Here is a 21520-nt window from a genome sequence, read left to right on the forward strand (position 1 = left end):
AAGCTTGCATCCTGTTATTTGAGCCGGCATGGCCAGTCGAAACACATACCGTCCTCCGCGTTCTTCCACCAACCGCCCCGGCGACCGTAGCGCCCTGGGGTGGCTGGGTCATGACATGCGCGGCGCCGGCGTATTAGCCACGGCGCGCAAGCACCTGCAGATACAGCACGCCGTGGCGGCGGTCCTGCCGCCGGCGCTGGGAGCGCTGTGCGTGGTCGCCAAGCTGGAGAACCAGCATCTGCAGTTGGCAGTGCCGGGCCCGGCCCACGCGGCCAAGCTGCGCCAGATGGCGCCGCGCATTGCCCAGACCCTGACAGGTCAAGGTTGGAACGTAAACGAAATCAGCGTCCGGGTGCAAGCCGGCATGCCGCGGCCGGGACAAAAAGCGCCACGCCCGCCCAAGCTGGCCCAGCCCCTGGGCTCGACTGCCCTGGATGCCTTCGAGACGCTGCATCGGGGCTTGCGCCCCGGCCCCCTGGCCGACGCCGTGGCGCGGCTGCTGAAACACCACAAGAACCGCTGACGCGGGGCCGGCCAGCGGCCGGCAAACCGGGGATGCCTGAGCATCCCCACCAAAAAGCCTATGGCCGCTCAGCGCGGCCATAGGGCGAAAACCGATATCGGCAAGGCCTGGTCAGGCCAGCTTCCATTCGTGCCGGAACGCCTGCGGCGCCTCGGCTTGGGATTCATACGTCACCAGCTCCCAGGCATCCTGCTGTTCGAGCAAGGCGCGGGCCAGCTGGTTGTTCAGGGCATGGCCCGATTTGTAGGCAACGTAGCGCGCCACCAGCGGCTTGCCCAGCAGATACAGGTCGCCGATGGCGTCCAGGATCTTGTGCTTCACGAATTCGTCATCGTAGCGCAGGCCGTCGCTGTTGAGCACCCGGAACTCGTCCATGACGATAGCGTTGTCCAGGCTGCCGCCACGCGCAAGGCCCATCGAGCGCAGGGCCTCGACCTCGTTGACGAAGCCGAAGGTGCGCGCGCGCGCGATTTCGCGCACGTACGAATGGGTGGCGAAATCGATTTCGGCGAAATTGGCCGTGGAATCGATGGCCGGATGGCGGAAGTCGATCGAGAACGCCAGCGCGAAACCCTCGTGCGGCTCCAGGCGGGCCCATTTTTCGTTGCGGCCCTCGCCTTCGCGCACCTCGATGGGCTTCAACACGCGGATGAAGCGCTTGGGCGCATTCTGCTCGACGATGCCGGCCGAACGCAGCAGGTACACGAACGTGGCCGCGCTGCCATCCATGATGGGAACTTCTTCGGCCGTCAGGTCGACATGCAGGTTGTCGATGCCCAGGCCGGCCAGTGCCGACATCAGGTGCTCGACGGTGGAAACGCGCACGTTGCCCTGCTGCAGCACCGACGCCATGCGCGTGTCGCCCACGCCGATGGCCGAGGCCGGCAGGTCCACGACCTGGGGCAGGTCGACGCGGTGGAAGACAATGCCGGTATTCGCCTCGGCCGGACGCAGGGTGAGTTCGACCCGGCGACCCGAATGGACGCCCACGCCTATCGTGCGTACGAGATTTTGAATACTGCGCTGTCGGAACATGACGACTCTATTATTCTTGCGAAAGCCGGAAATCTACCAATAGACACCGGCATAACCGGGCTATTGTAACCTCCAGGGAACAATGCTGCCAGCCAAGTCCATTGCCAATAAATAATGCGTCCCTTTTATTGGCGGACAGGCGGACCGCTCCGACTCCGGCCCGCCGGGGAAAGGGCGGGCCGGAGTTGAGGGAGTTAGAGCCGTAGGACGGCTCTTTGGTTCACTACGTCAATCGGCTTGCTTGCGCAGGAAGGCCGGAATGTCGAAGTGGTCCATCCCGGAGCTTTCCAACGCGCGCACCTGGGCCGAAGCCTGGCTGCGCGGGTTGCGCATCACCGACGGCATGTCCAGCCCGCGGTAATCGCCCTGCTGGCCAGCCAGCATGTTGCCCACCGGCATGTTGTCGGTGCCGGTACGCAACGCCTCGCTGGTGTGCTGCACCAGTTGCGGACGGACGGCCTCGCGGCCCAGGCCGGTGGCCACCACGGTCACGCGCAGCTCTTCGCCCATCTGCTCGTCGTAGGCGGTGCCGAAGATCACGGTGGCGTCGTCCGAAGCGTAGCTGCGGATCGTTTCCATGATTTCGCGCGTTTCGCGCATCTTCAGCGTGCGGCTGGCGGTGATGTTGACCAGCACGCCGCGCGCGCCGTTCAGGTCCACGCCTTCGAGCAGCGGGCAGGCGATCGCCTTTTCCGCCGCCACGCGCGCGCGGTCCGCACCGCTGGCCGCGGCCGTGCCCATCATGGCCTGGCCCTGCTCGCCCATGATCGTCTTGACGTCTTCGAAGTCGACGTTGACGTTGCCCTCGACATTGATGATCTCGGCAATGCCCGCGCAAGCGTTGTGCAGGATGTCGTCGGCCGCCTTGAAGCAGTCTTCCTGCGTGGCGTCGTCGTCCATCAGCTCGTAGAGGTTCTCGTTGAGGACCACGATGAGCGAATGCACGTGCTTGCCCAGCTCGCCGATACCGTCTTCGGCCATGCGCAGGCGTTTGTTGCCTTCGAAGGTGAACGGCTTGGTGACCACGCCGACGGTCAGGATGCCCAGCTCCTTGGCCACTTCCGCGACCACGGGGCCGGCGCCCGTGCCGGTGCCGCCACCCATGCCCGCGGTGATGAACACCATGTGCGCGCCGTTGAGCGCCGCGCGAATCTCCTCGCGCGCCGTCTCGGCCGAAGCACGGCCCTGCTCGGGCTTGGCGCCCGCGCCCAGGCCGGTGCGGCCCAGGCGGATCTGCACCGGCGCATTGGTAGCCGCCAGCGCCTGCGCGTCGGTATTGGCGCAAATGAAGTCCACGCCGCTGACACCGCTGCGAATCATATGCGCGACGGCGTTGCCGCCCGCGCCCCCAACACCAACGACCTTGATTACGGTCCCCTTGGCGTTGTTCTCAAGCATCTCAAAGTTCATCATGATGACTCCCTCACAAGTCCGAATTGCAAATCACAAAAATTCCCCAACAACCTATCTTTTGTGAATCGCCTCAAAGCCGAAGCCGACCGTGGTCCGCAACGGGTTTGAGACGCCTCCCCTTTCCGGTCCGCCCGGCAATACCGCCGCCGCGCGCACCGAGGAACAGGCCCCGACCTGTCCCTTCCTGATCAGTTCATGAACCATTCCTTCATGCGCGCCAGCAGGGTCTTGAAGTTGCCGGTCTGCGCCGCCACCTTGCGGCCGCGCAGACGCTGCATGCGCGCTTCCTGCAGCAAGCCCATCACCGTCGAGAAGCGCGGGTTGCGCATCACGTCGGCCAGGCTGCCTTCATATTCGGGTACCGCCACGCGCACCGGCTTGAGGAACACGTCCTCGGCCAGTTCGATCATGCCGGGCATCTGCGCCGAACCGCCGGTGAGCACCACGCCCGAGGCCAGCAGGTCCTCGTAGCCGGAGTCGCGCACCACCTGCTGGATCAGCGTGAACAATTCCTCGACGCGCGGCTCGATCACCGCCCCCAGGGCCTGGCGCTTGACCTGGCGCGGGCCGCGATCGCCCAGGCCCGGCACTTCGACCGCCTCGTCGGGACGCGCCAGCACTTGCTTGGCCACGCCGTAGCGCAGCTTGATTTCCTCGGCATCGGGCGTGGGCGTGCGCAGCATCGCCGCGATGTCGTTGGTGATCTGGTCGCCCGCGATCGGGATCACGGCCGTGTGGCGGATCGCGCCGCCGGTGAAGATGGCGACGTCGGTGGTGCCGCCGCCGATATCGACCAGCACCACGCCCAGCTCCTTCTCGTCGGCGGTCAGGCACGCCAGGCTGGAGGCCAGGGGCTGCAGGATCAGATCCTGCACTTCCAGGCCGCAGCGGCGCACGCACTTGACGATGTTCTGCGCGGCGCTGACCGCGCCCGTGACGATGTGCACGCGCACTTCCAGGCGCAGGCCGCTCATGCCGATGGGCTCGCGGATGTCTTCCTGGCCGTCGACGATGAACTCCTGCGTCAGCACGTGCAGCACCTGCTGGTCGGTGGGAATGTTCACCGCCTTGGCGGTTTCGATCACGCGGGCGACGTCGGTGGCGGTGACTTCCTTGTCCTTGACGGCCACCATGCCGCTGGAATTGAAGCTGCGGATATGGCTGCCGGCGATGCCGGCGTACACGTCGCGGATCTTGCAGTCGGCCATCAGCTCGGCCTCTTCGAGGGCGCGCTGGATGGAGTTGACCGTGGTTTCGATATTGACGACCACGCCCTTGCGCATGCCGCGCGATTCATGCTGGCCCAGGCCCAGCACTTCGAAGCGCCCTTCGGGCAAGATCTCGGCCACGACAGCCACCACCTTGCTGGTGCCGATATCGAGGGCGACGATAAGGTCCTTGATGTCACGGGTCATGGCGTTAGCGTTTCTTGGCAGGTTTCGATTTGGAATGTGATGCATGCTCGGGCGGCAGCGGCGCCAGCGCCAGGGCAAATCCGGTTGGGTAGCGCAGGTCGGCCTGCGTCACCGTGCGTCCTTCGAGCCGGCTGCTGACCACCGGCCAGGCCTGCACGAAGCGCTGAATGCGCGCGGCGAACGGCAAGGCGCCGGGCAGGCCGTGCGGATCGGGCGCATCGGCGCCCGGATCGCGGCCCAGGTCCAGCTTCATGCCGTTGGACAGCGTCACGGCCCACGCATAGCGCGGGTTGAGCACCAGCTCGCGCACATGCATGTCCAGCGGCGCGAACCAGCGCGCCAGCTCGGCGTAGCGCTGCACCACCAGGCTCTCCGTGCCTTCCGGCCCGGTGAAGTGCGGCAGCACCATGTCGTCGGCCAGCTCGCCCGTGTTGGCGGTGAACGCTTCGCCCCAGGTGTTGATCATCTGGTTCTCGTTCCACAGCGCCAGCGGCTGCTGCTCCTCGACGCGCACGCGCAAGGTATTGGGCCAGATGCGCCGCACCGTGGCATGGCGCACCCAGGGCACCGACTCGAACGCCTCGCGGGCTTCGTCCAGGTCGACGGTAAAGAAATTGCCCCCGAAGCGCCCCGCGATCGCCGCGCGCACGGCGCTGGTCGAGACATAGTGCATCTCGGTCTCGGGCATGGACTCGATCTCGATGGCCGCCAACGTGAAATAGGGACGCTGCGCCACCCACGCCACGCCGGCCAACAGCATGGCGGCTACCGCCAGCACGGCCAGTGTGTTGGCGATCAGGTTGATGGTGCGAGCGTCGTTCCACACAGAGCGTCCCGTTCAATCTTGTCGCGCCGGGCTGCGCACTTTGCACGCAGCCTCGGCCAGGATGGCCACGCACAGGTCGGCATAGCTCATGCCCACCGCGCGCGCCGCCATCGGCACCAGTGAATGGCCGGTCATGCCGGGCGAAGTATTCATTTCCAGCAGCCAGGGCCGGTTCTCCCGGTCCAGGATGAAGTCGACCCGGCCCCAACCCTCGCAACCCAGCGCGGCGTAGGCGCGCTCGGCGACGGCGGCCACGTCCGCGGCCACGTCCGCGGGCAGGTCGGCCGGGCAGAAGTACTGCGTGTCGTCCGAGAAGTACTTGTGTTCGTAGTCATAATTGCCGCCGGGCGCGACGATCTCGATCACCGGCAAGGCGCGCGCCGCGGCGCCCGAGCCCAGCACGGCGACGGTCAGTTCGCGGCCCGTGATGAACTGTTCGGCCAGCACCTCGGCGTCGAAACGCGCGGCCAGCTCGTACGCCGCCTTCATGTCCGAATAGCCCGCCACCTTGGTGATGCCGACGGTCGAGCCCTCGTGCGGCGGCTTGAGTATCAGCGGCAGGCCCAGGCGGTCGGGCACCAGGCGCAGTTCGGTGCTGCCGCCCAGCACCTCGAAGGCCGGCGTGGGCAAGCCGTGCTGCAGCCACACCCGCTTGGTCATGATCTTGTCCATCGACAGGCTGGAGGCCAGCGGCCCGCTGCCGGTGTAAGGAATGCCCAGCAGCTCCAGCGCTCCCTGCAGCGTGCCGTCCTCGCCATAGCGGCCATGCAGGGCGATGAACACGCGCTCGAAACCCGCCGCGGCGAGGTCCGCCAGGCTGCGCTCGCCGGTGTCGAACAGGTGCGCGTCCACGCCGGCGCTCAGCAGGGCTTCGTGCACGCCCTTGCCGGACATCAGCGACACTTCCCGCTCGGCCGAACGGCCGCCGTACAACACGCCGACTTTGCCGAATTGCTTGCTCATGCCAGTTCTCCCACGAGGGCCGGCGTCTTGCTGATCGAGCCTGCTCCCATCACCACCACGACGTCGCCGTCGCGCACGAAATCGAGGATGGCCTGCGGCAATTCGCCCACGTCCTCGACGAAGACCGGCTCGACCTTGCCGGCCACGCGCAGCGCGCGCGACAGGGCGCGGCCGTCGGCCGCCACCAGCGGCGCCTCGCCCGCCGCGTAGACCTCGGTCAGCAGCACGCCGTCGGCCGAGCCCAGCACACGCACGAAATCCTCGAAGCAGTCGCGCGTGCGGGTGTAGCGGTGCGGCTGGAAAGCCAGCACGATGCGCCGCTGCGGCCAGGCGCCGCGCGCCGCGGCCAGCGTGGCCGCCATTTCCACCGGGTGATGGCCGTAGTCGTCGACCAGGGTGAAGGTGCCGCCGCCATGCGCGGCCGGCACCGGCAGGTCGCCCCATTGGGTAAAGCGCCGCCCGACGCCCTTGAAGGCGGCCAGCGCCTCGCGGATCGCGGCGTCGTCCACGCCCAGCTCGGTGGCCACGGCAATGGCCGCCAGCGCATTGCGCACGTTGTGCAGGCCGGGCAGGTTCAGCTCGACCTGCAGCGCGGGCAGTACCACGTCGCGGTCGCGCCGCTGCACCGTGAAGCGCATGCGGGTGCCGTCGGCCTGCACGTCCTGGGCGCACACCTGCGCGTCGGGGCTGAGTCCGTAGGTGGTGATCGGCCGCGACACGAACGGCATGATCTCGCGCACGTTGGCGTCGTCGGCGCAAAGAATGGCGCTGCCATAGAACGGCAGGCGCTGGGTGAATTCGATGAAGGCGCTCTTCAGGCGCGCCACGTCGTGGCCGTACGTATCCATGTGATCGGCGTCGATGTTGGTCACGATGGCCATCACCGGCAGCAGATTCAGGAACGAGGCGTCCGACTCGTCGGCCTCGACGACGATGTACTCGCCCTGGCCCAGGCGCGCGTTGGCGCCGGCCGAGGTCAGCCGCCCGCCGATCACGAAGGTCGGATCGAGGCCGCCGGCCGCCAGCACGCTGGCCACCAGGCTGGTCGTGGTGGTCTTGCCATGCGTGCCCGCGACCGCGATGCCGCGCTTCAGGCGCATCAGTTCGGCCAGCATCACGGCGCGCGGCACGACCGGGATGCGCGCGGCGCGCGCGGCCAGGACTTCCGGGTTGTCGCCGGCCACGGCGGTGGAGGTGACGATGGCGCCGGCGCCGGCCACGTTGGCGCGGTCGTGCCCGATGGCGATGCGCATGCCCAGCTCGGCCAGGCGGCGCGTCACGGCGGATTCGTTCAGGTCGGAACCGCTGATGGTATAGCCCAGGTTGAGCAATACCTCGGCGATGCCGCTCATGCCCGAGCCGCCGACGCCGACAAAGTGTATGTGTTGGATGCGATGTTTCATGATGCCCGCCTCGCTGCCTGCTCGCAAACGTCGGCGATATGGGCCGCGGCGCGCGGCAGCGCATGCGTGCGCGCCCGGCCGGCCACGGCCTGGAGTTCTTGTCGGGTACGCTGGCCCAGCCACTGCGCCAGCCACTGCGGCGTCAGGGTGGCTTGCGGCTGCAGCCAGGCCGCCTGCGCGTCGCTCAGGAAGCGCGCGTTGGCGGTCTGGTGGTCGTCGATGGCGTGCGGGAACGGCACGAACAGGGCCGCGACGCCGGCCGCCGCCACTTCCGACACCGTCATGGCGCCGGCGCGGCAGATCAGCAGGTCGGCCTGGGCCATGGCGCCGGCCATGTCGTCGATGAAGGCGCGGCAATCGGCCTGCACGCCCGCTTGCGCATAGGCCTGCTGCAAGGCGGGCAGATGCTGCTCGCCCGCCTGGTGCACCACCTGGGGCCGCGCCTGCTCCGGCAACAGCGCCAGCGCCTGCGGCACGGTGGTGTTCAGCGCATGGGCGCCGAGACTGCCGCCAACCACCAGCACGCGCAACGCGCCGCTGCGGCCGGCATAGCGTTCGGCGGGCTCGGGCAGCGCGCACAGGTCGGCGCGCACCGGGTTGCCCAGCGCCTCGCCGCGCGGCAACACGCCGGGAAAACCGCTGAGCACGCGGCGCGCCAGCCTGGCCAGCCAGCGGTTGGCCGTGCCGGCCACCGCATTCTGTTCGTGCACGACCAGCGGCATGCGGCGCAGCGCTGCCATGACGCCGCCCGGGAAAGCCACATAGCCGCCCATGCCCAGCACCACGTCCGGCCGGATATCGGCCAGCCTGCGCCAGGCCTGCGCGCAAGCGCGCGCCAACAGGAACGGCAGTTTCAGCAGCGCGGCGGCGCCGCGCCCGCGCACGCCCTGGAAGCGCAGGGGAACCAGTTCGATGCCGCGCGGCGGCACCAGCCGGCCTTCCATCTTGTCGGGATTGCCCAGCCACAGCACGCGCCAGCCGCGCTCGCGCAGCACTTCGGCCACCGCCAGGCCCGGCATGATGTGGCCGCCCGTGCCGCCCGCCATGATGAGGATGGTCGGTGCGCTCATACCCGGCCTCCCCGCATCATGACGCGATTCTCGACGTCCACGCGGATCAGCATCGCCAGCGCGCACAGGTTCATGACGATGCCCGAGCCGCCGTAGCTCATCAGCGGCAGGGTCAGGCCCTTGGTGGGCAGCAGGCCCAGGCACACGCCCATGTTGATGAAGGCCTGCACGCCCACCCACATGGCCACGCCGTGCGCCACCAGCCCGGCGAACGTGCGCTCCATCGCGATGGCCTGCCGGCCGATGTCGAAACCGCGGTAGACGATGATCGCGAACAGCGTGATCACCAGCATGACGCCGGCGAACCCCAGCTCCTCGCCCACCACGGCCATCAGGAAGTCGGTATGGGCCTCCGGCAGGTAGTGCAGTTTCTCGACGCTGGCGCCCAGGCCCACGCCGAACCACTCGCCGCGCCCCAGGGCGATCAGCGAATGCGACAACTGGTAGGCGCTGCCGTAGGCATTGGCCTCGTTCCAGGGGTCCAGGTAGGCGAACAGGCGCGCGCGCCGCCAGGGCGACACCCAGATCAGCATCAGGAAGGTGCCCACCAGCACGGCCAGCAGGTTGCTGAAATACTTGCCGTTGATGCCGCCCAGGAACAGGATGCCGATGGCGATCGCCACGATCACCATGAACGCGCCCAGGTCCGGCTCCAGCAGCAGCAGCATGCCCACGCCGCCCAGCGCGCAGGCCATCGGCAGGAAGCCGCGCGAGAACGCCTGCATGTGCTCCTGCTTGCGCACGGTGTAGTCCGCGGCATACAGGAGAGCGGCCAGCTTCATCAATTCGGAGGGCTGGAAATTCAGCGGTCCCAGCGGGATCCAGCGATGCGCGCCGTTGACCTCGCGGCCGATGCCGGGAATCAGCACCGCCACCAGCAGGATCAGCGCGAACATGAACAGCGGCACGGCCAGGCGCTGCCATACCCGGATCGGCACGCTCAGCACGACGGCGGCGGCCAGCAGGCCGGCCGTCAGGAACAGCCCGTGGCGGATCACGAAGTAATAGCGGCCGTAGGAGGCGTAGCGCGGCCCGTCGGCCAACGCGATGGAAGCCGAATACACCATCAACAAGCCCAGCAGCAGCAGGGTCGACGCGGCGACGATCAGCGGCATGTCGTAATTGCGCATGCGCGTGCGGCCGGGCCGTACGGCGTTCACACTGGCGGTGAGTTCGGCGAACAGGCTCATGCCACCTCTCCCCGGTCGAGCGCGAGTTCCTGCACCTCCGCGGCGAATACTTCGCCACGGTGCGGGTAATTGCGGAACATGTCGAAGCTGGCGCAGGCCGGCGACAACAGCACGGCATCGCCGGGCTGCGCCAGCTCGGCGGCGCGGCGCACGGCCTCGCGCATGTCGGCGGCGGCCACGCAGGGAACGCCGGTGGGCTCGAGCACCTTGCCGATAGCCGCCCCGTCGACGCCGATCAGCACCACGGCGCGCGCGTGGCGGCGCACCACCGGCACCAGCGGCGAGAAATCCTGGCCCTTGCCCTGTCCGCCAGCGATCAGCACGACCTGCTGGCCCAGGCCTTCCAGGGCGGCCACGGTGGCGCCCACGTTGGTGCCCTTGCTGTCATTGATGTAGTCGACATCGCCGATCGAGCGCACCAGTTCGGCGCGATGCGGCTCGCCGGCATAGTCGCGCAGGGTGCGCAGCATCGGGCCCCAGCCCAGGTCGAGCGAGCGGGCCAGCTGCATCGCGGCCAGGGCATTGAGGGCATTGTGCACGCCACGGATGCGCAGGGCATCCACCGGCATCAGGCGGCTCATGCGGCCACCGGCGCGGGTGGGCGGCGGCGCGTCCTTCTTGCGTCGCGGCGCCGGCTCGTCGAAATCGTTGGATTCGCAGGCGGTCAGCCACGCAACGCCCTGACCCAGCTCCAGGCCCATGTCACCGACCAGGGCGGGCACGTCGCGGCCGAAGCTGCGTACATTCAAGGCTTGCAGGCTCTCGACCATGGCGACCGTCAACGGATCGTCGCGGTTGACGATGGCCAGGCGCGCCGGCTTGAGGATGCGGGCCTTGGCTTGCGCATAGGCCTGCATGTCGCCATGCCAGTCGAGGTGGTCCTGGGTCACGTTCAGCACGACCGCGGCGTCGGGCGCCAGCGTCCGCGTGGTTTCCAGCTGGAAGCTGGAGAGTTCCAGCACCCACACCTGAGGCAGATCATCCTGGTCCAGCGCATCTATCAGCGCGGCCAGCGCGGCGGGGCTGATATTGCCGGCCGCGCGCGCGCTCATCCCGCCTGCCTCGATCAGCTGCCGGGTCAGCGCGGTGACGGTGGTCTTGCCATTGGTGCCAGTGATCGCCAGCACGCGCGGACGATACTCTCGGGATTCGGCCAGGCCGGCCAGCGCGCGGGCGAACAGCTCGATCTCGCCCACCACTTCCACGTTGCGCTCACGGGCCTGCTCCAGCAGTTCGCGGGTAGGCGACTCGTGCGGCACCAATCCCGGGCTCAGCACGATCTGCGCTACGCCGTCGAGCAGGTCCGGGGGGAACTGCTCGCCGCAGCCCAGCCGGTATTCGACCGTGGCATCGGCCAGCGCCGCTTGCAGCGCGGCCAGCCCTCCCGGTTGCGCGCGCGTGTCCGCCACGCGCAGGGGCGAACCCTGGCGGGCGCACCAGCGCGCGGCGGCCACGCCCGTCTCGCCCAATCCGAGGATCAGGACAAGCGGTGCGGCGGCACGGGAGGTTTCAGTCGTATTCATCGCAACTTCAGTGTGGAAAGGCCGACCAGCACCAGCATCATGGTGATGATCCAGAACCGCACGACGACCTGGGTTTCCTTCCAGCCGCCCACCTCGAAATGGTGATGCAGCGGCGCCATGCGGAATATCCGCCGGCCCTGGCCGTACTTGCGCTTGGTGTATTTGAACCAGGTGACCTGCACCATGACCGAAAGGGTTTCGACCACGAACACGCCACCCATGATGAAGAGCACGATTTCCTGGCGCACGATCACCGCGATGGTGCCCAGCGCGCCGCCCAGCGCCAGCGCGCCGACATCGCCCATGAACACTTGCGCCGGATAGGCGTTGAACCACAGGAAGGCCAGGCCCGCGCCCCCGATGGCGGCGCACAGCACCATCAGCTCGGCCGCGCCGGGAATGTACGGGAACAGCAGGTACTTGGAATAATCGACGCGGCCAACCACGTAGGCGAAGATGCCCAGGGCGCTGCCGACCATGACCGTAGGCATGATGGCCAGGCCGTCCAGGCCATCGGTCAGGTTGACGGCGTTGCTGGTGCCGACGATGACGGCCCAGGTCAGGGCCACGAAGCCCAGCACGCCCAGCGGATAGCTGACCGACTTGAAGAACGGCACGATCAGGTCGGCCCGCGTCGGCAGCGGCATCGTGAACCCGCTACCCACCCATGCCTTGAAGAGCGGCCACAGTTCGGTATTGGCGGGCGCCGAGACAGCGAAGGCCAGATACACGGCGGCGACCAGCCCGATGGTCGCCTGCCAGAAGAACTTCTGCCGGGCCGGCATGCCTTCGGGATCGCGGTAGACGACCTTGCGATAGTCGTCCATCCACCCGATCCAGCCAAAGCCGAACGTCACCAGCAACACCACCCAGACGAAGCGATTGATCCAGTCCGCCCACAGCAGCGTGCTGATGGCGATCGCGATCAGGATGAGCGCGCCGCCCATGGTCGGCGTGCCCGTCTTGACCAGGTGCGACTCCGGGCCGTAGGCGCGCACGGCCTGGCCGATCTTCATTTCGGTCAGGCGGCGGATCACGCGCGGCCCCGCCACCAGGCCGATCAGCAGCGCCGTCGCGCACGCCAGCACGGCGCGCAGCGTGATGTACTCGAATACGCCAATGGCGCGCACGTCGTCGGACAGCCACCGGGCGATCTCAAGCAGCATGCTTGTCCCCCTGCCCCGAAGGCGCCTGATTGTTGCCGCTGAAAGCCGTCACTACCCGCTCCATGCGCATAAAGCGCGAACCCTTGATCAAAATGCTGGACGGGCGCAGGCCGCGCAACGCGGCCACGACTTCGTCAACCGATGCGCAGGCGCGCGCCGCCGGACCGAATGCGTGTGCGGCATCCCGGCTGGCCTCGCCTAGCGTGATAAGCGCGTCGATGCCATGCTCGCGCGCGTAATCGCCCACCTCGCGATGCATGGCGGGCCCGTTGTCCCCGACTTCGCCCATGTCGCCGAGCACCAATGCGCGCGGCGCGGGCAGCCGCGCCAGCACGTCGATGGCGGCGCGCGCCGAGTCAGGATTGGCATTGTAGGTGTCATCGATGAGCACGGTTCCGTCACTCATTTGCCGATGCTGCATGCGCCCGGCGACGGCCTGGAAACCGGCCAGCGCCGCGATGCAGGTATGCAGGGGCGCGCCGGCCGCCAGGCCGCAAGCGATCGCCGCCAGCGCGTTGCGCAGGTTGTGCAGGCCCGGCACGGGCAGATCCAGCTCGGCGCTGCCGGCCGGGGTCACCAGGCCGCATTGCGTGCCATGCGCCTGCGTCACGACACGCTCGGCGTAGACATCCAGGCCCGGTTGCAGGCCGAAGCGCAGCACCCGGCGCGCGCCCGCCAGCTTGTCCCAGATGGCGGCGTAGGGTTCGTCGCCCGGATAGACGGCCACGCCGTCCTCCGGCAAGGCGCCGATGACCGCGCCGTTCTCGTGCGCCACCGCCTCGACGGTATGCATGAATTCCTGGTGTTCGCGCTGGGCATTGGTCACCAGCGCAACCGTCGGCGCCGCCATCGCGGCCAGGCGTTCGATCTCGCCGGGATGGTTCATGCCCAGCTCGAAAACGGCGGCGCGATGCCGCGCGCGCAGGCGCAGCAGGGTCAGCGGCACGCCGATCTCGTTGTTGAAATTGCCAGCCGTCGCCAGGCGGCCGTCGTCGCCCTGCCACTGCGCCAGGATGGCGGAAATCATTTCCTTGGTGGTGGTCTTGCCATTGCTGCCCGTCACGGCGACGACCGGCAGCGTGAAACTGGAACGCCAGGCCGTGCCCATGCGGCCCAGCGCGGCCAGCGTATCGCCCAGCACCAGCTGGGGCAGCGCCACATCCGCCACTGGATGCGCCACCACGGCGGCGCAGGCGCCGGCCGACTGCGCCTGCGGCAGATAGTCGTGGCCGTCGAAATTTTCGCCCGACAGGGCCACGAACAGCTCGCCGCGGCCGATGCGGCGCGTATCGGTCGACACCGCGCCCGCATGCGGCAGCAACAGCGCCAGCCGGGCCCACTGGCGATCGTCGAACGGCAATTTGCGGCCGCCGATGTCCTGGTAGGTTTCATGTCCCTTGCCGGCCAGCAGTATCACGTCGTCGGGAGCCGCGCTCCACAGCGTCTGCATGATGGCCAGCGCGCGGTCAGGCTGCACCGCCGCGCGCATGCCGGCGGGAATGCCGGCCAGAATCTGGTCGATGATGTCCTGCGGCGATTCGCTGCGCGGATTGTCGCTGGTGACCACCACCCGGTCGGCCCGCTCGACGGCGATACGGCCCATTTCGGGTCGCTTGCCGGGGTCGCGCTCGCCGCCGCAGCCGAACACGCACACCAGGCGCCCGCCGCGCGCCTGCGCCACCGGGCGCAAGGCGGTCAGCGCGCGCGCCAGGGCGTCGGGCGTATGGGCGTAATCGACCACCACCAGCGCCCCTTGGGCGCCCGCGGTCAGGTGCTGCAACGGCACCGGCGTCACGGCCTGCAGGCGGCCGTCAACCGGCGAAATCGCCGCCAGTTCGCGCGCGATCTGCGGCAGCGGCCAGCCCAGCTTGCTCAGCGCGCCGGCCACCAACAGCAGATTGGAGATATTGTGCTGGCCGAGCAGGCGCGTGACGATCTGCGCTTCGCCATCGGGCAGCGCCAGCGTGAACACCTGGCCATGCGCGGTGGCCTGCAGGTCGCGCGCGTGGACGTCGGCGGGAGCCCCTTGCAGCGAGTAGCCGGTCTTCAGCGCGGCCGGCAGGGACGCCAGCAAGCGTTCGCCGGCGGGATCGTCCGCATTGACGACGGCGGCCTGCAGGTCCGGCCATTGGAACAGCGCCGCCTTGGCCTGCTCGTAGCGCTGCATGGTGCCGTGGTAATCGAGATGATCGCGCGTCAGGTTGGTAAAACCCGCCACCGCGATGCGGATATGGTCCAGCCGGCCCTGCTCGATGCCGATGGACGAGGCCTCCAGGGCCACCGCGCGCGCGCCCGCGGCGCGCATCCGGGCCAGCGTGCGGTGCATGGTCAGCACATCTGGCGTGGTCAGGCTGCCGCCCAGCGACTGGCCGTCGGGCAGCAGCGCGCCCAGGGTGCCGATGCTGCCGCACGGCTTGCCCATGCGCGTGAGCACCTGCGCCAGCCATTGGGTGCACGAGGTCTTGCCGTTGGTGCCGGTTATCGCCACCACGCTCAGGTCCTGCGACGGACGGCCATACCATTCATCGGCCAGCGCGCCAAGCAAGGTGCGCAGCTGCGCGACCGGCAAGGCCTGCGCGCCCGCGGGCGCGACCGGCGCGCCTTCGGTTTCGTACAGGATGGCGCTGGCGCCACGCGCCAGCGCCTGATCCATGAATTGGCGGCCGTCGCTGGCCAGGCCGGGGCAGGCGACGAACACATCGCCCGGCTCGATCTCGCGCGAATCCAGGCGCAGATCGGCCGTCGGGGCGACGCATCCGCGCAGCCACGCCAGCGCCTGGTCCAGGTGCTGCCGTTGCACGGCGTTCAGGCGATTCGTCGGGCTCATCGCGCGCCCTCCGGATTGCCGGCCACGATGGTCGACTCGAACGGCGCGTCGGGCTGCACGCCCATCAGCCGCAGGCTGCCGCCCACGATGCGCGAGAACACCGGCGCGGCGATGGCGCCGCCGTAATAACCGCCCACCTGCGGCTCGTCGATCGAGACCGCCACCACGATCTTGGGATTGGAGACAGGCGCAAAACCCACGAACGAGCTGCGGTGGCGCTGAGCGCTGTACTTTCCGTCGACAATCTTGCGCGCGGTGCCGCTCTTGCCGGCCACCCGGTAGCCCTGAACCTGGGCGCGCTTGGCCCCGTCGGGCCCGGCGGCGGCCTCCAGCATGGCGCGCACGGTGGCGGCGGTCTTGGGGTTGTAGACCCGTACGCTGGTGGGCGCGCTTTCGCGCTTGACCAGCGTCAGCGACACCATGTCGCCATCGCGCGCGAAAACGGTATAGGCACGAGCCACCTGCAGCAGCGACACGGACAGCCCGTAGCCGTAGGCCATGGTGGCCTTCTCGATCAGGCGCCAGCGGTTCCACGGACGCAGGCGGCCGGGCGCGGCACCGGGAAAGCCCAGCTGGGGCGCCTGCCCGAGCCCCAGCCCGGTGAACAGATCCCACATCTCGCGCGACTGCAGCTTCTCGGAGATCATGGTCATGCCGATATTGCTGGACTTCAGCAGCACTCCGGCCAGATCCAGCGTGCCGTTGCGGCTGACATCGCTGATCGTGCTGCCCTGGTATTGAAAGCGGCCGTTACCGGTCTCGAACATGGTCGCGGTCGAGATGCGGCCCAGATCCAGCGCCAGCGCGGCGGTGAACGGCTTCATGATCGAACCCGGCTCGAATGTATCGGTGATCGCCTGGTTGCGCAGCGTCGAGACCTGGAACGTCTCGCGATGGTTCGGATCGAACGAGGGCAGGTTGACCAGCGCCAGGACCTCGCCGGTATGCACGTCGATCACCACGGCCGTCGCGCTCTTGGCCTGGTGCGCGACGCGCGCGTCCTGCAGTTCCTTGTACACCAGGTACTGCAGGCGCGTGTCGATGGACAGGCGCAGGTCGCGGCCGTCGACCGGCAAGGTCACCGCCTGCACGTCCTCGATGACGCGGCCCAGGCGATCCTTGATGACGCGGCGCGAGCCCGGCTGGCCCGACAATTGCTGGTTGAACGTCAGCTCGACGCCCTCCTGCCCCTGGTCCTCGACATTATTGAAGCCCACGATGTGGGCCGTGACCTCGCCTTCCGGGTAGTAGCGGCGCGACTCCGGCTGCTGGTGGATTCCGGGCAGGGCCATTTGCTTGATCTTGTCGGCAACGTCCATCGGCACCTGACGCTTCAGGTACACGAAATTGCGGTCTTCGTCGGCCAGCCGGCGACGCAGCTCGGCCACCGGCGTCTGAAGCAGTTGCGCCAGCGCGGCCACCTGCTCGGGCGGGATCGGCTTGGCGTCCTCGGGAATCGCCCATATGGCGCGCGCCGGCACGCTGGATGCCAGCACCACGCCGTTGCGATCCAGGATCTTGCCGCGCGTGGCGGCCAGGGTCAGCGTGCGCTCGTAGCGGCGCTCGCCCTGCTGCTGCAGGAACTCGGTCGACAGGCCCTGCAGGAACAGGGCGCGCCCGGCCAGCACGACAAAGCCGCCGAACAACAGTATCAGCACCAGACGGGCGCGCCACATGGGCAGCTGCCCGCGCAGCACGGGATTGTCGAAGAAAGGCACCCGCCTCACTGGGCGCCTCCGGCGGGCTGGTTCATATAGAGCGTGCGGTCGGGCACGATCGGAATCATCTTCAGGTCGTCACGCGCGGCACGGTCGATGCGGGCGTTGCGCGCCAGCTCGGCCCGCTCCAGCTGCAGGCGGCGCCAGTTCGTATCGAGATCGCGCGCCTCGGCCTGGCTGCGCCCCAGTTCGATGAAGAGCTGGCGCGACTGGTAGCGGCTGGTGACCAGGAAAATGGCCGACAGCATCAGCAACGCGGCAACGATGAGACTGGTGCGCCCCATTAGCGACGCCTCCCCTTGGAACCGGCGCGCGTGCCGCGCACCGGCTCGCCGGGCACCCGGCCGGCCTTGACGAAACCAGCCCCGCCGCCAGGCGGCAGCGGCTCGCCCGTGCGTTCGGCCACCCGCAGGATGGCCGAACGGGCGCGCGCATTGCCGGCGACTTCGACGTCGTCGGCGACAACCTTGCCCAGCGAGCGCACCAGCGGTTGCGGCAATTCGCTTTCACGCAAGGGCAGGCGCGCGTGCGCGGCGGCCGGACGAGCCGCCGCCGCGATGCATTGCTTGACCATGCGATCTTCCAGCGAATGAAAACTGATCACCGCCAACCTCCCCCCCGGGCCAAGCAGGTCTAGAGCTGACGCGAGGGCGCGAGCGAGCTCTTCGAGCTCCCGATTGATGTAAATCCGTAGAGCCTGAAAGGTGCGTGTGGCCGGATGCTGCCCCTTTTCGCGCGTGCGGACGGCGCCGGCGACGCACTCGGCAAGCTGGAGCGTGGTGTGCAGCGGCCGTGTTGCGCGGCAAGCAGCAATCGCTTTTGCAACCTGAAAAGCAAACCGTTCTTCGCCATAATCTGCTATGACCTCCCGCATCTCATCCACGCTGGCTTGCGCCAGCCAATCCGCCACCGTGGGGCCGCGGGTCGTATCCATCCTCATGTCGAGGGGACCGTCCCGCATGAACGAAAACCCCCGTTCGGCATCGTCAATCTGGGGCGATGACACGCCCAGATCCAGCATCACGCCATCGACCTGCTCGATGCCGCGCGCCGTCAATTCCTCGGCCATGGTGGCAAAGCCGCCATGCACCACTTCCACCCGCCCATCGCCGGCGGCCAGTTCCCGGGCCACCGCGATCGCCTGCGGATCCTTGTCGAACACCACCAGGCGCGCCTGCGCGCCCAGCCGGGCCAGCAGCGCGCGGCTGTGTCCGCCGCGGCCGAACGTGCCGTCGACGAAGACGCCGTGCTGCAGGCGCGTGGCCGCATCCGGCCCCGGCTCGCCGGCCTGACGGTGGGCGCCCTTGCCGCCGAAATCCGGCAGCACCAACGCGTCAACCGTCGGCTCCAGCAGCACGGGCCGATGTTCGAATTCCATATCCGGCTTCAGAACGAAAACTGATTCAACACATCCGGCATTCCCTGAGCCAGGTCCTCTGCCTCTCGGCGGGCCAGGGAAGCGGCATCCCAGAGCTCGAAGTGCGCGCCCATACCGAGCAGCATCACGTCGCGCGTCATACCGGAAGCGTTGCGCAGCTCAGGAGCGATCAGAACCCGACCCGACCCGTCGATGTCCACGTCCTGCGCGTTGCCCAACAGCAGACGCTGCAGCGCACGCGCCGACATGGGAAACGCCGCGATCTGCGCGCGCTTCTCTTCCCACTCGGGACGCGGATACACCAACAGGCAGCCATCGGGATGACGGGTCAGGGTCAACCGGCCTTCGGCACGGTCCATGAGCGCGTCACGATGCCGGGTCGGAATCGAGATCCGCCCCTTAGCATCCAACGTGAGTGCGCTGCTTCCCTGGAACACCCGTTTGCCCCACTTAGTTGCACAAATTCCTACTTTTTCCCACTCTACGGGAAGCAACTTCATGGGTCAAGGCCGTGGTTGCAATTTTTTCAATCACAACAAGGACTTAGAGCCAATTGTAAAAACGGCGCGCGGAAAACTTGCTGATAAATCAGCAGCTTGCGCCGACTATTAAATGTCATTCATCAGAAGTAGGGCCCGGGCGCGTGTTTTCATTGTTTTACGTAGGGCGCCGTAAGCCAGCCGGCCGGATTCCGGCCGGCTGTCATGAAAATGCAGTGCAGAGCAGATCTATAGGCCGGATTCTGTACGCCGGGTTTCCCCGGCGGGCAATCATTCCTCTTGGCGAACCATTGCTGGACCGCTCCAGCCACCTACCCGCATGCTTGGACGGAGCCGCCCTTCCCGGCCTTACGGCCGTACGCATGCCTATTTGATGTTGCTCCGGATAGAGGTTGCCGCGTTTCACCCTGTCATGCCGCCGCCCGTTTCCGGACGGCGCGGCACGGAGATGGCCGTGCCGGTGCGCGCCAGGCGCGCCCTCATGACAGACTCGTCTCTGTGGCCCTGTTCCTCGGCTTTTCCGGCGGGCAAGCCCGCCAGCGTCGCCGGACGGCCGTTAGCCGCTATCCCGCCCTGTGGAGTCCGGACCTTCCTCGAAGGATTTGCATCCCCCGCGATTGCCCGATCTGCCCTGCGAGCGGCATTTTAGTACAGTCGGCGCCCCGGCTCCCGGCCGCGCGCTGCCCGCCCCGCGCGTTCCTGCGACAATACAGACCAATACGCATCACTCTGTCTGTCCATGGCCCTCGCTTCCCTTATTACGCTTACCGACGTTCAACTGGCCTACGGCCACCACCCCTTGCTGGACCACGCCGATTTCGCCATCCAGGAAGGCGAGCGCATCGGCCTGATCGGGCGCAACGGCGCGGGCAAATCTTCGCTGCTGCGCCTGCTCGATGGCCGCACGCAGCCCGACGACGGCGACATCGCCCGCAGTTCGGGCCTGCGCGTGGCCACGGTCGAGCAGGAACCCGCACTGGATGAAACCGGCACGGTGTTCGACGTCGTGTGCGACGCCCATGCCCATCCCGAAGACTGGCAGCGGCCGGCGCGCGTACGGGCCGCGCTCGAACGCCTGGGACTGCCGGCCGAAGCGGCGATCGCCAGCCTGTCCGGCGGCATGCGCAAGCGCGTCGCGCTGGCGCGCGCCCTGGTCGACGAACCCGACCTGTTGCTGCTGGACGAACCGACCAACCACCTGGACTTCGACGGCATCGCATGGCTGGAAGCCATGCTGCGCAACTGGAAGGGCGCGGCCGTCATCATCACCCACGACCGGCGCTTCCTCGACGCGGTGGCGACCCGCATCGTCGAGCTCGACCGCGGCCGCCTGCTCAGCTTTCCCGGCAATTTTTCGCAGTGGCAGGAGCGCAAGGCGCAGTGGCTCGAAGCCGAGCGCCTGGAGCAGGCCCGCTTCGACAAGCTGCTGGCCCAGGAAGAAGTCTGGATCCGCAAGGGCATCGAGGCGCGCCGCACCCGCAACGAAGGCCGCGTGCGCCGGCTCGAACAGCTGCGCGTCGAACGCGCCGAGCGCCGCGAACGCGTCGGCAACGTCAGTCTGGCGCTGGCCCAAGGCCAGCGTTCGGGCAAGCTGGTCGCCGAACTCCAGGACGTCGGCAAGGCGTTCGGCGACAAGGTCGTGGTGCGCGACTACTCGACCACCATCCTGCGCGGCGACCGCATCGGCATCGTCGGCCCCAACGGCGCGGGCAAGACTACCCTGCTCAAGCTGCTGCTCGGCGAACTGCCGCCCGACAGCGGCACGGTGCGCCAGGGCAGCAACGTCTCGGTGGCCTATTTCGACCAGATGCGCGCCCAGCTCGACGAGAACGCGACGCTGGTGGACATCATCAGCCCAGGCAGCGAGTGGGTGGAGATCGGCGGCGCGCGCAAGCACGTGATGAGCTATCTCGGCGACTTCCTGTTCTCGCCGGCCCGCGCCGGCTCGCCCGTCAGCAGCCTGTCCGGCGGCGAGCGGGCCCGCCTGCTGCTGGCGCGCCTGTTCGCGCGCCCGGCCAACGTGCTGGTGCTCGACGAACCCACCAACGACCTGGACATCGAAACGCTGGAACTGCTGGAAGAACTGCTGCAGGAATACGCCGGCACGGTGCTGCTGGTCAGCCACGACCGGGCCTTCCTGAACAACGTCGTCACCCAGACCATCGCCGCCGAAGGCGACGGCCGCTGGCGCGACTACGTCGGCGGCTACGACGAATGGCAGGCGCAACGGCCCGCCCAGGCCGCCGCGCCCAAGGCCGAGAAACCCGCCGAAACCGCCAAGCCCGCCGCGGCGCGCCCCAAGCCGGTGCGCGCGGCACGGCTGAGCGCCTGGGATCTGCGCGAACTGGAAGCCCTGCCCGATGCCATCGCCGCCATCGAGGCCCGTCAGGCCGAATTGAGCGGCAAGCTGGCCGACGGCAGCCTGTACCGCGACGCGCCGGACGAAGTCGAACGCATCAACGCGGAACTGGCCACCCTGGAAAGCGAACTGGAAGAAAAATTCGCGCGCTGGGAACTCCTGGAAGCGCGTCGGGGCGACTCCGCCTGACACGCAGGCCGGGCCTCGCAAG

Annotated in this window: 17 protein-coding genes and 1 other RNA gene; 2 read left to right on the plus strand and 16 right to left on the minus strand. The window is 68.1% G+C overall.

What is annotated here, in order from left to right; all coding sequences use genetic code 11:
• Positions 1 to 115 precede the first annotated feature (115 nt).
• Positions 116 to 523, plus strand: coding sequence for a flagellar hook-length control protein FliK (locus LK409_RS16895; RefSeq protein WP_010931255.1), 408 nt, complete (start codon positions 116 to 118; stop codon positions 521 to 523).
• A 111-nt stretch (positions 524 to 634) separates the two neighbouring features.
• Here the strand turns inward: LK409_RS16895 and lpxC are convergent, their stop codons facing one another.
• The 16 genes from lpxC to rnpB form a co-directional block, all read right to left on the minus strand.
• Complete coding sequence (gene lpxC / locus LK409_RS16900) at positions 635 to 1558, minus strand: UDP-3-O-acyl-N-acetylglucosamine deacetylase (protein ID WP_003814567.1); 924 nt, start codon at positions 1556 to 1558, stop codon at positions 635 to 637.
• A 228-nt stretch (positions 1559 to 1786) separates the two neighbouring features.
• Positions 1787 to 2971 (minus strand): cell division protein FtsZ, encoded by a 1185-nt coding sequence (ftsZ, locus tag LK409_RS16905; RefSeq protein WP_003814568.1) that lies wholly within the window; start codon positions 2969 to 2971, stop codon positions 1787 to 1789.
• 188 nt (positions 2972 to 3159) lie between these two features.
• Positions 3160 to 4386, minus strand: a complete 1227-nt coding sequence (gene ftsA / locus LK409_RS16910; RefSeq protein ID WP_003814569.1) for a cell division protein FtsA — start codon at positions 4384 to 4386, stop codon at positions 3160 to 3162.
• 4 nt (positions 4387 to 4390) lie between these two features.
• On the minus strand, positions 4391 to 5212 hold the full coding sequence (locus LK409_RS16915) for a cell division protein FtsQ/DivIB (RefSeq protein WP_010929225.1): 822 nt from the start codon (positions 5210 to 5212) through the stop codon (positions 4391 to 4393).
• A 12-nt stretch (positions 5213 to 5224) separates the two neighbouring features.
• Positions 5225 to 6175 carry a D-alanine--D-alanine ligase gene (locus LK409_RS16920; protein WP_003814571.1) on the minus strand — a complete coding sequence of 317 codons (951 nt, stop codon included), beginning with the start codon at positions 6173 to 6175 and terminating at the stop codon, positions 5225 to 5227.
• The gene (murC, locus tag LK409_RS16925) at positions 6172 to 7578 is read right to left on the minus strand and encodes a UDP-N-acetylmuramate--L-alanine ligase (RefSeq protein ID WP_003814572.1); all 1407 of its coding nucleotides are present in this window, start codon (positions 7576 to 7578) and stop codon (positions 6172 to 6174) included. Before murC ends, LK409_RS16920 begins: the two co-directional genes overlap by 4 nt.
• Positions 7575 to 8648: an undecaprenyldiphospho-muramoylpentapeptide beta-N-acetylglucosaminyltransferase gene (gene murG, locus LK409_RS16930; RefSeq protein WP_010929227.1), complete on the minus strand. Its 1074-nt coding sequence runs from the start codon at positions 8646 to 8648 to the stop codon at positions 7575 to 7577. Before murG ends, murC begins: the two co-directional genes overlap by 4 nt.
• A complete protein-coding gene (gene ftsW / locus LK409_RS16935; protein WP_010929228.1) occupies positions 8645 to 9838 on the minus strand; it encodes a putative lipid II flippase FtsW in 1194 nt (397 codons plus the stop codon). The genes murG and ftsW overlap by 4 nt, the downstream gene beginning before the upstream one ends.
• Positions 9835 to 11361, minus strand: coding sequence for a UDP-N-acetylmuramoyl-L-alanine--D-glutamate ligase (gene murD, locus LK409_RS16940; protein WP_010929229.1), 1527 nt, complete (start codon positions 11359 to 11361; stop codon positions 9835 to 9837). The genes ftsW and murD overlap by 4 nt, the downstream gene beginning before the upstream one ends.
• On the minus strand, positions 11358 to 12527 hold the full coding sequence (gene mraY, locus LK409_RS16945) for a phospho-N-acetylmuramoyl-pentapeptide-transferase (protein WP_041937291.1): 1170 nt from the start codon (positions 12525 to 12527) through the stop codon (positions 11358 to 11360). Before mraY ends, murD begins: the two co-directional genes overlap by 4 nt.
• A complete protein-coding gene (gene murF, locus LK409_RS16950) occupies positions 12517 to 15354 on the minus strand; it encodes a bifunctional UDP-N-acetylmuramoyl-L-alanyl-D-glutamate--2,6-diaminopimelate ligase MurE/UDP-N-acetylmuramoyl-tripeptide--D-alanyl-D-alanine ligase MurF (protein WP_003814577.1) in 2838 nt (945 codons plus the stop codon). Before murF ends, mraY begins: the two co-directional genes overlap by 11 nt.
• Positions 15351 to 17081 (minus strand): peptidoglycan D,D-transpeptidase FtsI family protein, encoded by a 1731-nt coding sequence (locus LK409_RS16955; protein ID WP_010929231.1) that lies wholly within the window; start codon positions 17079 to 17081, stop codon positions 15351 to 15353. Before LK409_RS16955 ends, murF begins: the two co-directional genes overlap by 4 nt.
• Positions 17078 to 17356: a cell division protein FtsL gene (gene ftsL, locus LK409_RS16960; RefSeq protein ID WP_010929232.1), complete on the minus strand. Its 279-nt coding sequence runs from the start codon at positions 17354 to 17356 to the stop codon at positions 17078 to 17080. The genes LK409_RS16955 and ftsL overlap by 4 nt, the downstream gene beginning before the upstream one ends.
• On the minus strand, positions 17356 to 18450 hold the full coding sequence (rsmH, locus tag LK409_RS16965; RefSeq protein WP_003814582.1) for a 16S rRNA (cytosine(1402)-N(4))-methyltransferase RsmH: 1095 nt from the start codon (positions 18448 to 18450) through the stop codon (positions 17356 to 17358). Before rsmH ends, ftsL begins: the two co-directional genes overlap by 1 nt.
• Positions 18451 to 18458: 8 nt before the next feature.
• Positions 18459 to 18887, minus strand: a complete 429-nt coding sequence (gene mraZ, locus LK409_RS16970) for a division/cell wall cluster transcriptional repressor MraZ (protein ID WP_010931263.1) — start codon at positions 18885 to 18887, stop codon at positions 18459 to 18461.
• 278 nt (positions 18888 to 19165) lie between these two features.
• An RNA gene (rnpB, locus tag LK409_RS16975) (RNase P RNA component class A) lies at positions 19166 to 19583 on the minus strand.
• Between the two features lie 106 nt (positions 19584 to 19689).
• Between rnpB and LK409_RS16980 the strand changes: the two genes are divergently transcribed.
• The gene (locus LK409_RS16980; RefSeq protein WP_003814586.1) at positions 19690 to 21498 is read left to right on the plus strand and encodes an ATP-binding cassette domain-containing protein; all 1809 of its coding nucleotides are present in this window, start codon (positions 19690 to 19692) and stop codon (positions 21496 to 21498) included.
• The last annotated feature ends 22 nt before the right edge of the window (positions 21499 to 21520 follow it).

Source organism: Bordetella parapertussis (assembly GCF_020735925.1).
GTDB lineage: Bacteria > Pseudomonadota > Gammaproteobacteria > Burkholderiales > Burkholderiaceae_B > Bordetella > Bordetella pertussis.

What these genes read in the sequence shown, in the direction of transcription:
- LK409_RS16895 (WP_010931255.1), top strand. Translation starts at nt 116, where the DNA reads ATGCGCGGCGCCGGCGTATTAGCCACGGCGCGCAAGCACCTGCAGATA.
- lpxC (WP_003814567.1), bottom strand. Translation starts at nt 1,558, where the DNA reads ATGTTCCGACAGCGCAGTATTCAAAATCTCGTACGCACGATAGGCGTG.
- ftsZ (WP_003814568.1), bottom strand. Translation starts at nt 2,971, where the DNA reads ATGATGAACTTTGAGATGCTTGAGAACAACGCCAAGGGGACCGTAATC.
- ftsA (WP_003814569.1), bottom strand. Translation starts at nt 4,386, where the DNA reads ATGACCCGTGACATCAAGGACCTTATCGTCGCCCTCGATATCGGCACC.
- LK409_RS16920 (WP_003814571.1), bottom strand. Translation starts at nt 6,175, where the DNA reads ATGAGCAAGCAATTCGGCAAAGTCGGCGTGTTGTACGGCGGCCGTTCG.
- murC (WP_003814572.1), bottom strand. Translation starts at nt 7,578, where the DNA reads ATGAAACATCGCATCCAACACATACACTTTGTCGGCGTCGGCGGCTCG.
- murG (WP_010929227.1), bottom strand. Translation starts at nt 8,648, where the DNA reads ATGAGCGCACCGACCATCCTCATCATGGCGGGCGGCACGGGCGGCCAC.
- ftsW (WP_010929228.1), bottom strand. Translation starts at nt 9,838, where the DNA reads ATGAGCCTGTTCGCCGAACTCACCGCCAGTGTGAACGCCGTACGGCCC.
- murD (WP_010929229.1), bottom strand. Translation starts at nt 11,361, where the DNA reads ATGAATACGACTGAAACCTCCCGTGCCGCCGCACCGCTTGTCCTGATC.
- mraY (WP_041937291.1), bottom strand. Translation starts at nt 12,527, where the DNA reads ATGCTGCTTGAGATCGCCCGGTGGCTGTCCGACGACGTGCGCGCCATT.
- murF (WP_003814577.1), bottom strand. Translation starts at nt 15,354, where the DNA reads ATGAGCCCGACGAATCGCCTGAACGCCGTGCAACGGCAGCACCTGGAC.
- ftsL (WP_010929232.1), bottom strand. Translation starts at nt 17,356, where the DNA reads ATGGGGCGCACCAGTCTCATCGTTGCCGCGTTGCTGATGCTGTCGGCC.
- rsmH (WP_003814582.1), bottom strand. Translation starts at nt 18,450, where the DNA reads ATGGAATTCGAACATCGGCCCGTGCTGCTGGAGCCGACGGTTGACGCG.
- LK409_RS16980 (WP_003814586.1), top strand. Translation starts at nt 19,690, where the DNA reads ATGGCCCTCGCTTCCCTTATTACGCTTACCGACGTTCAACTGGCCTAC.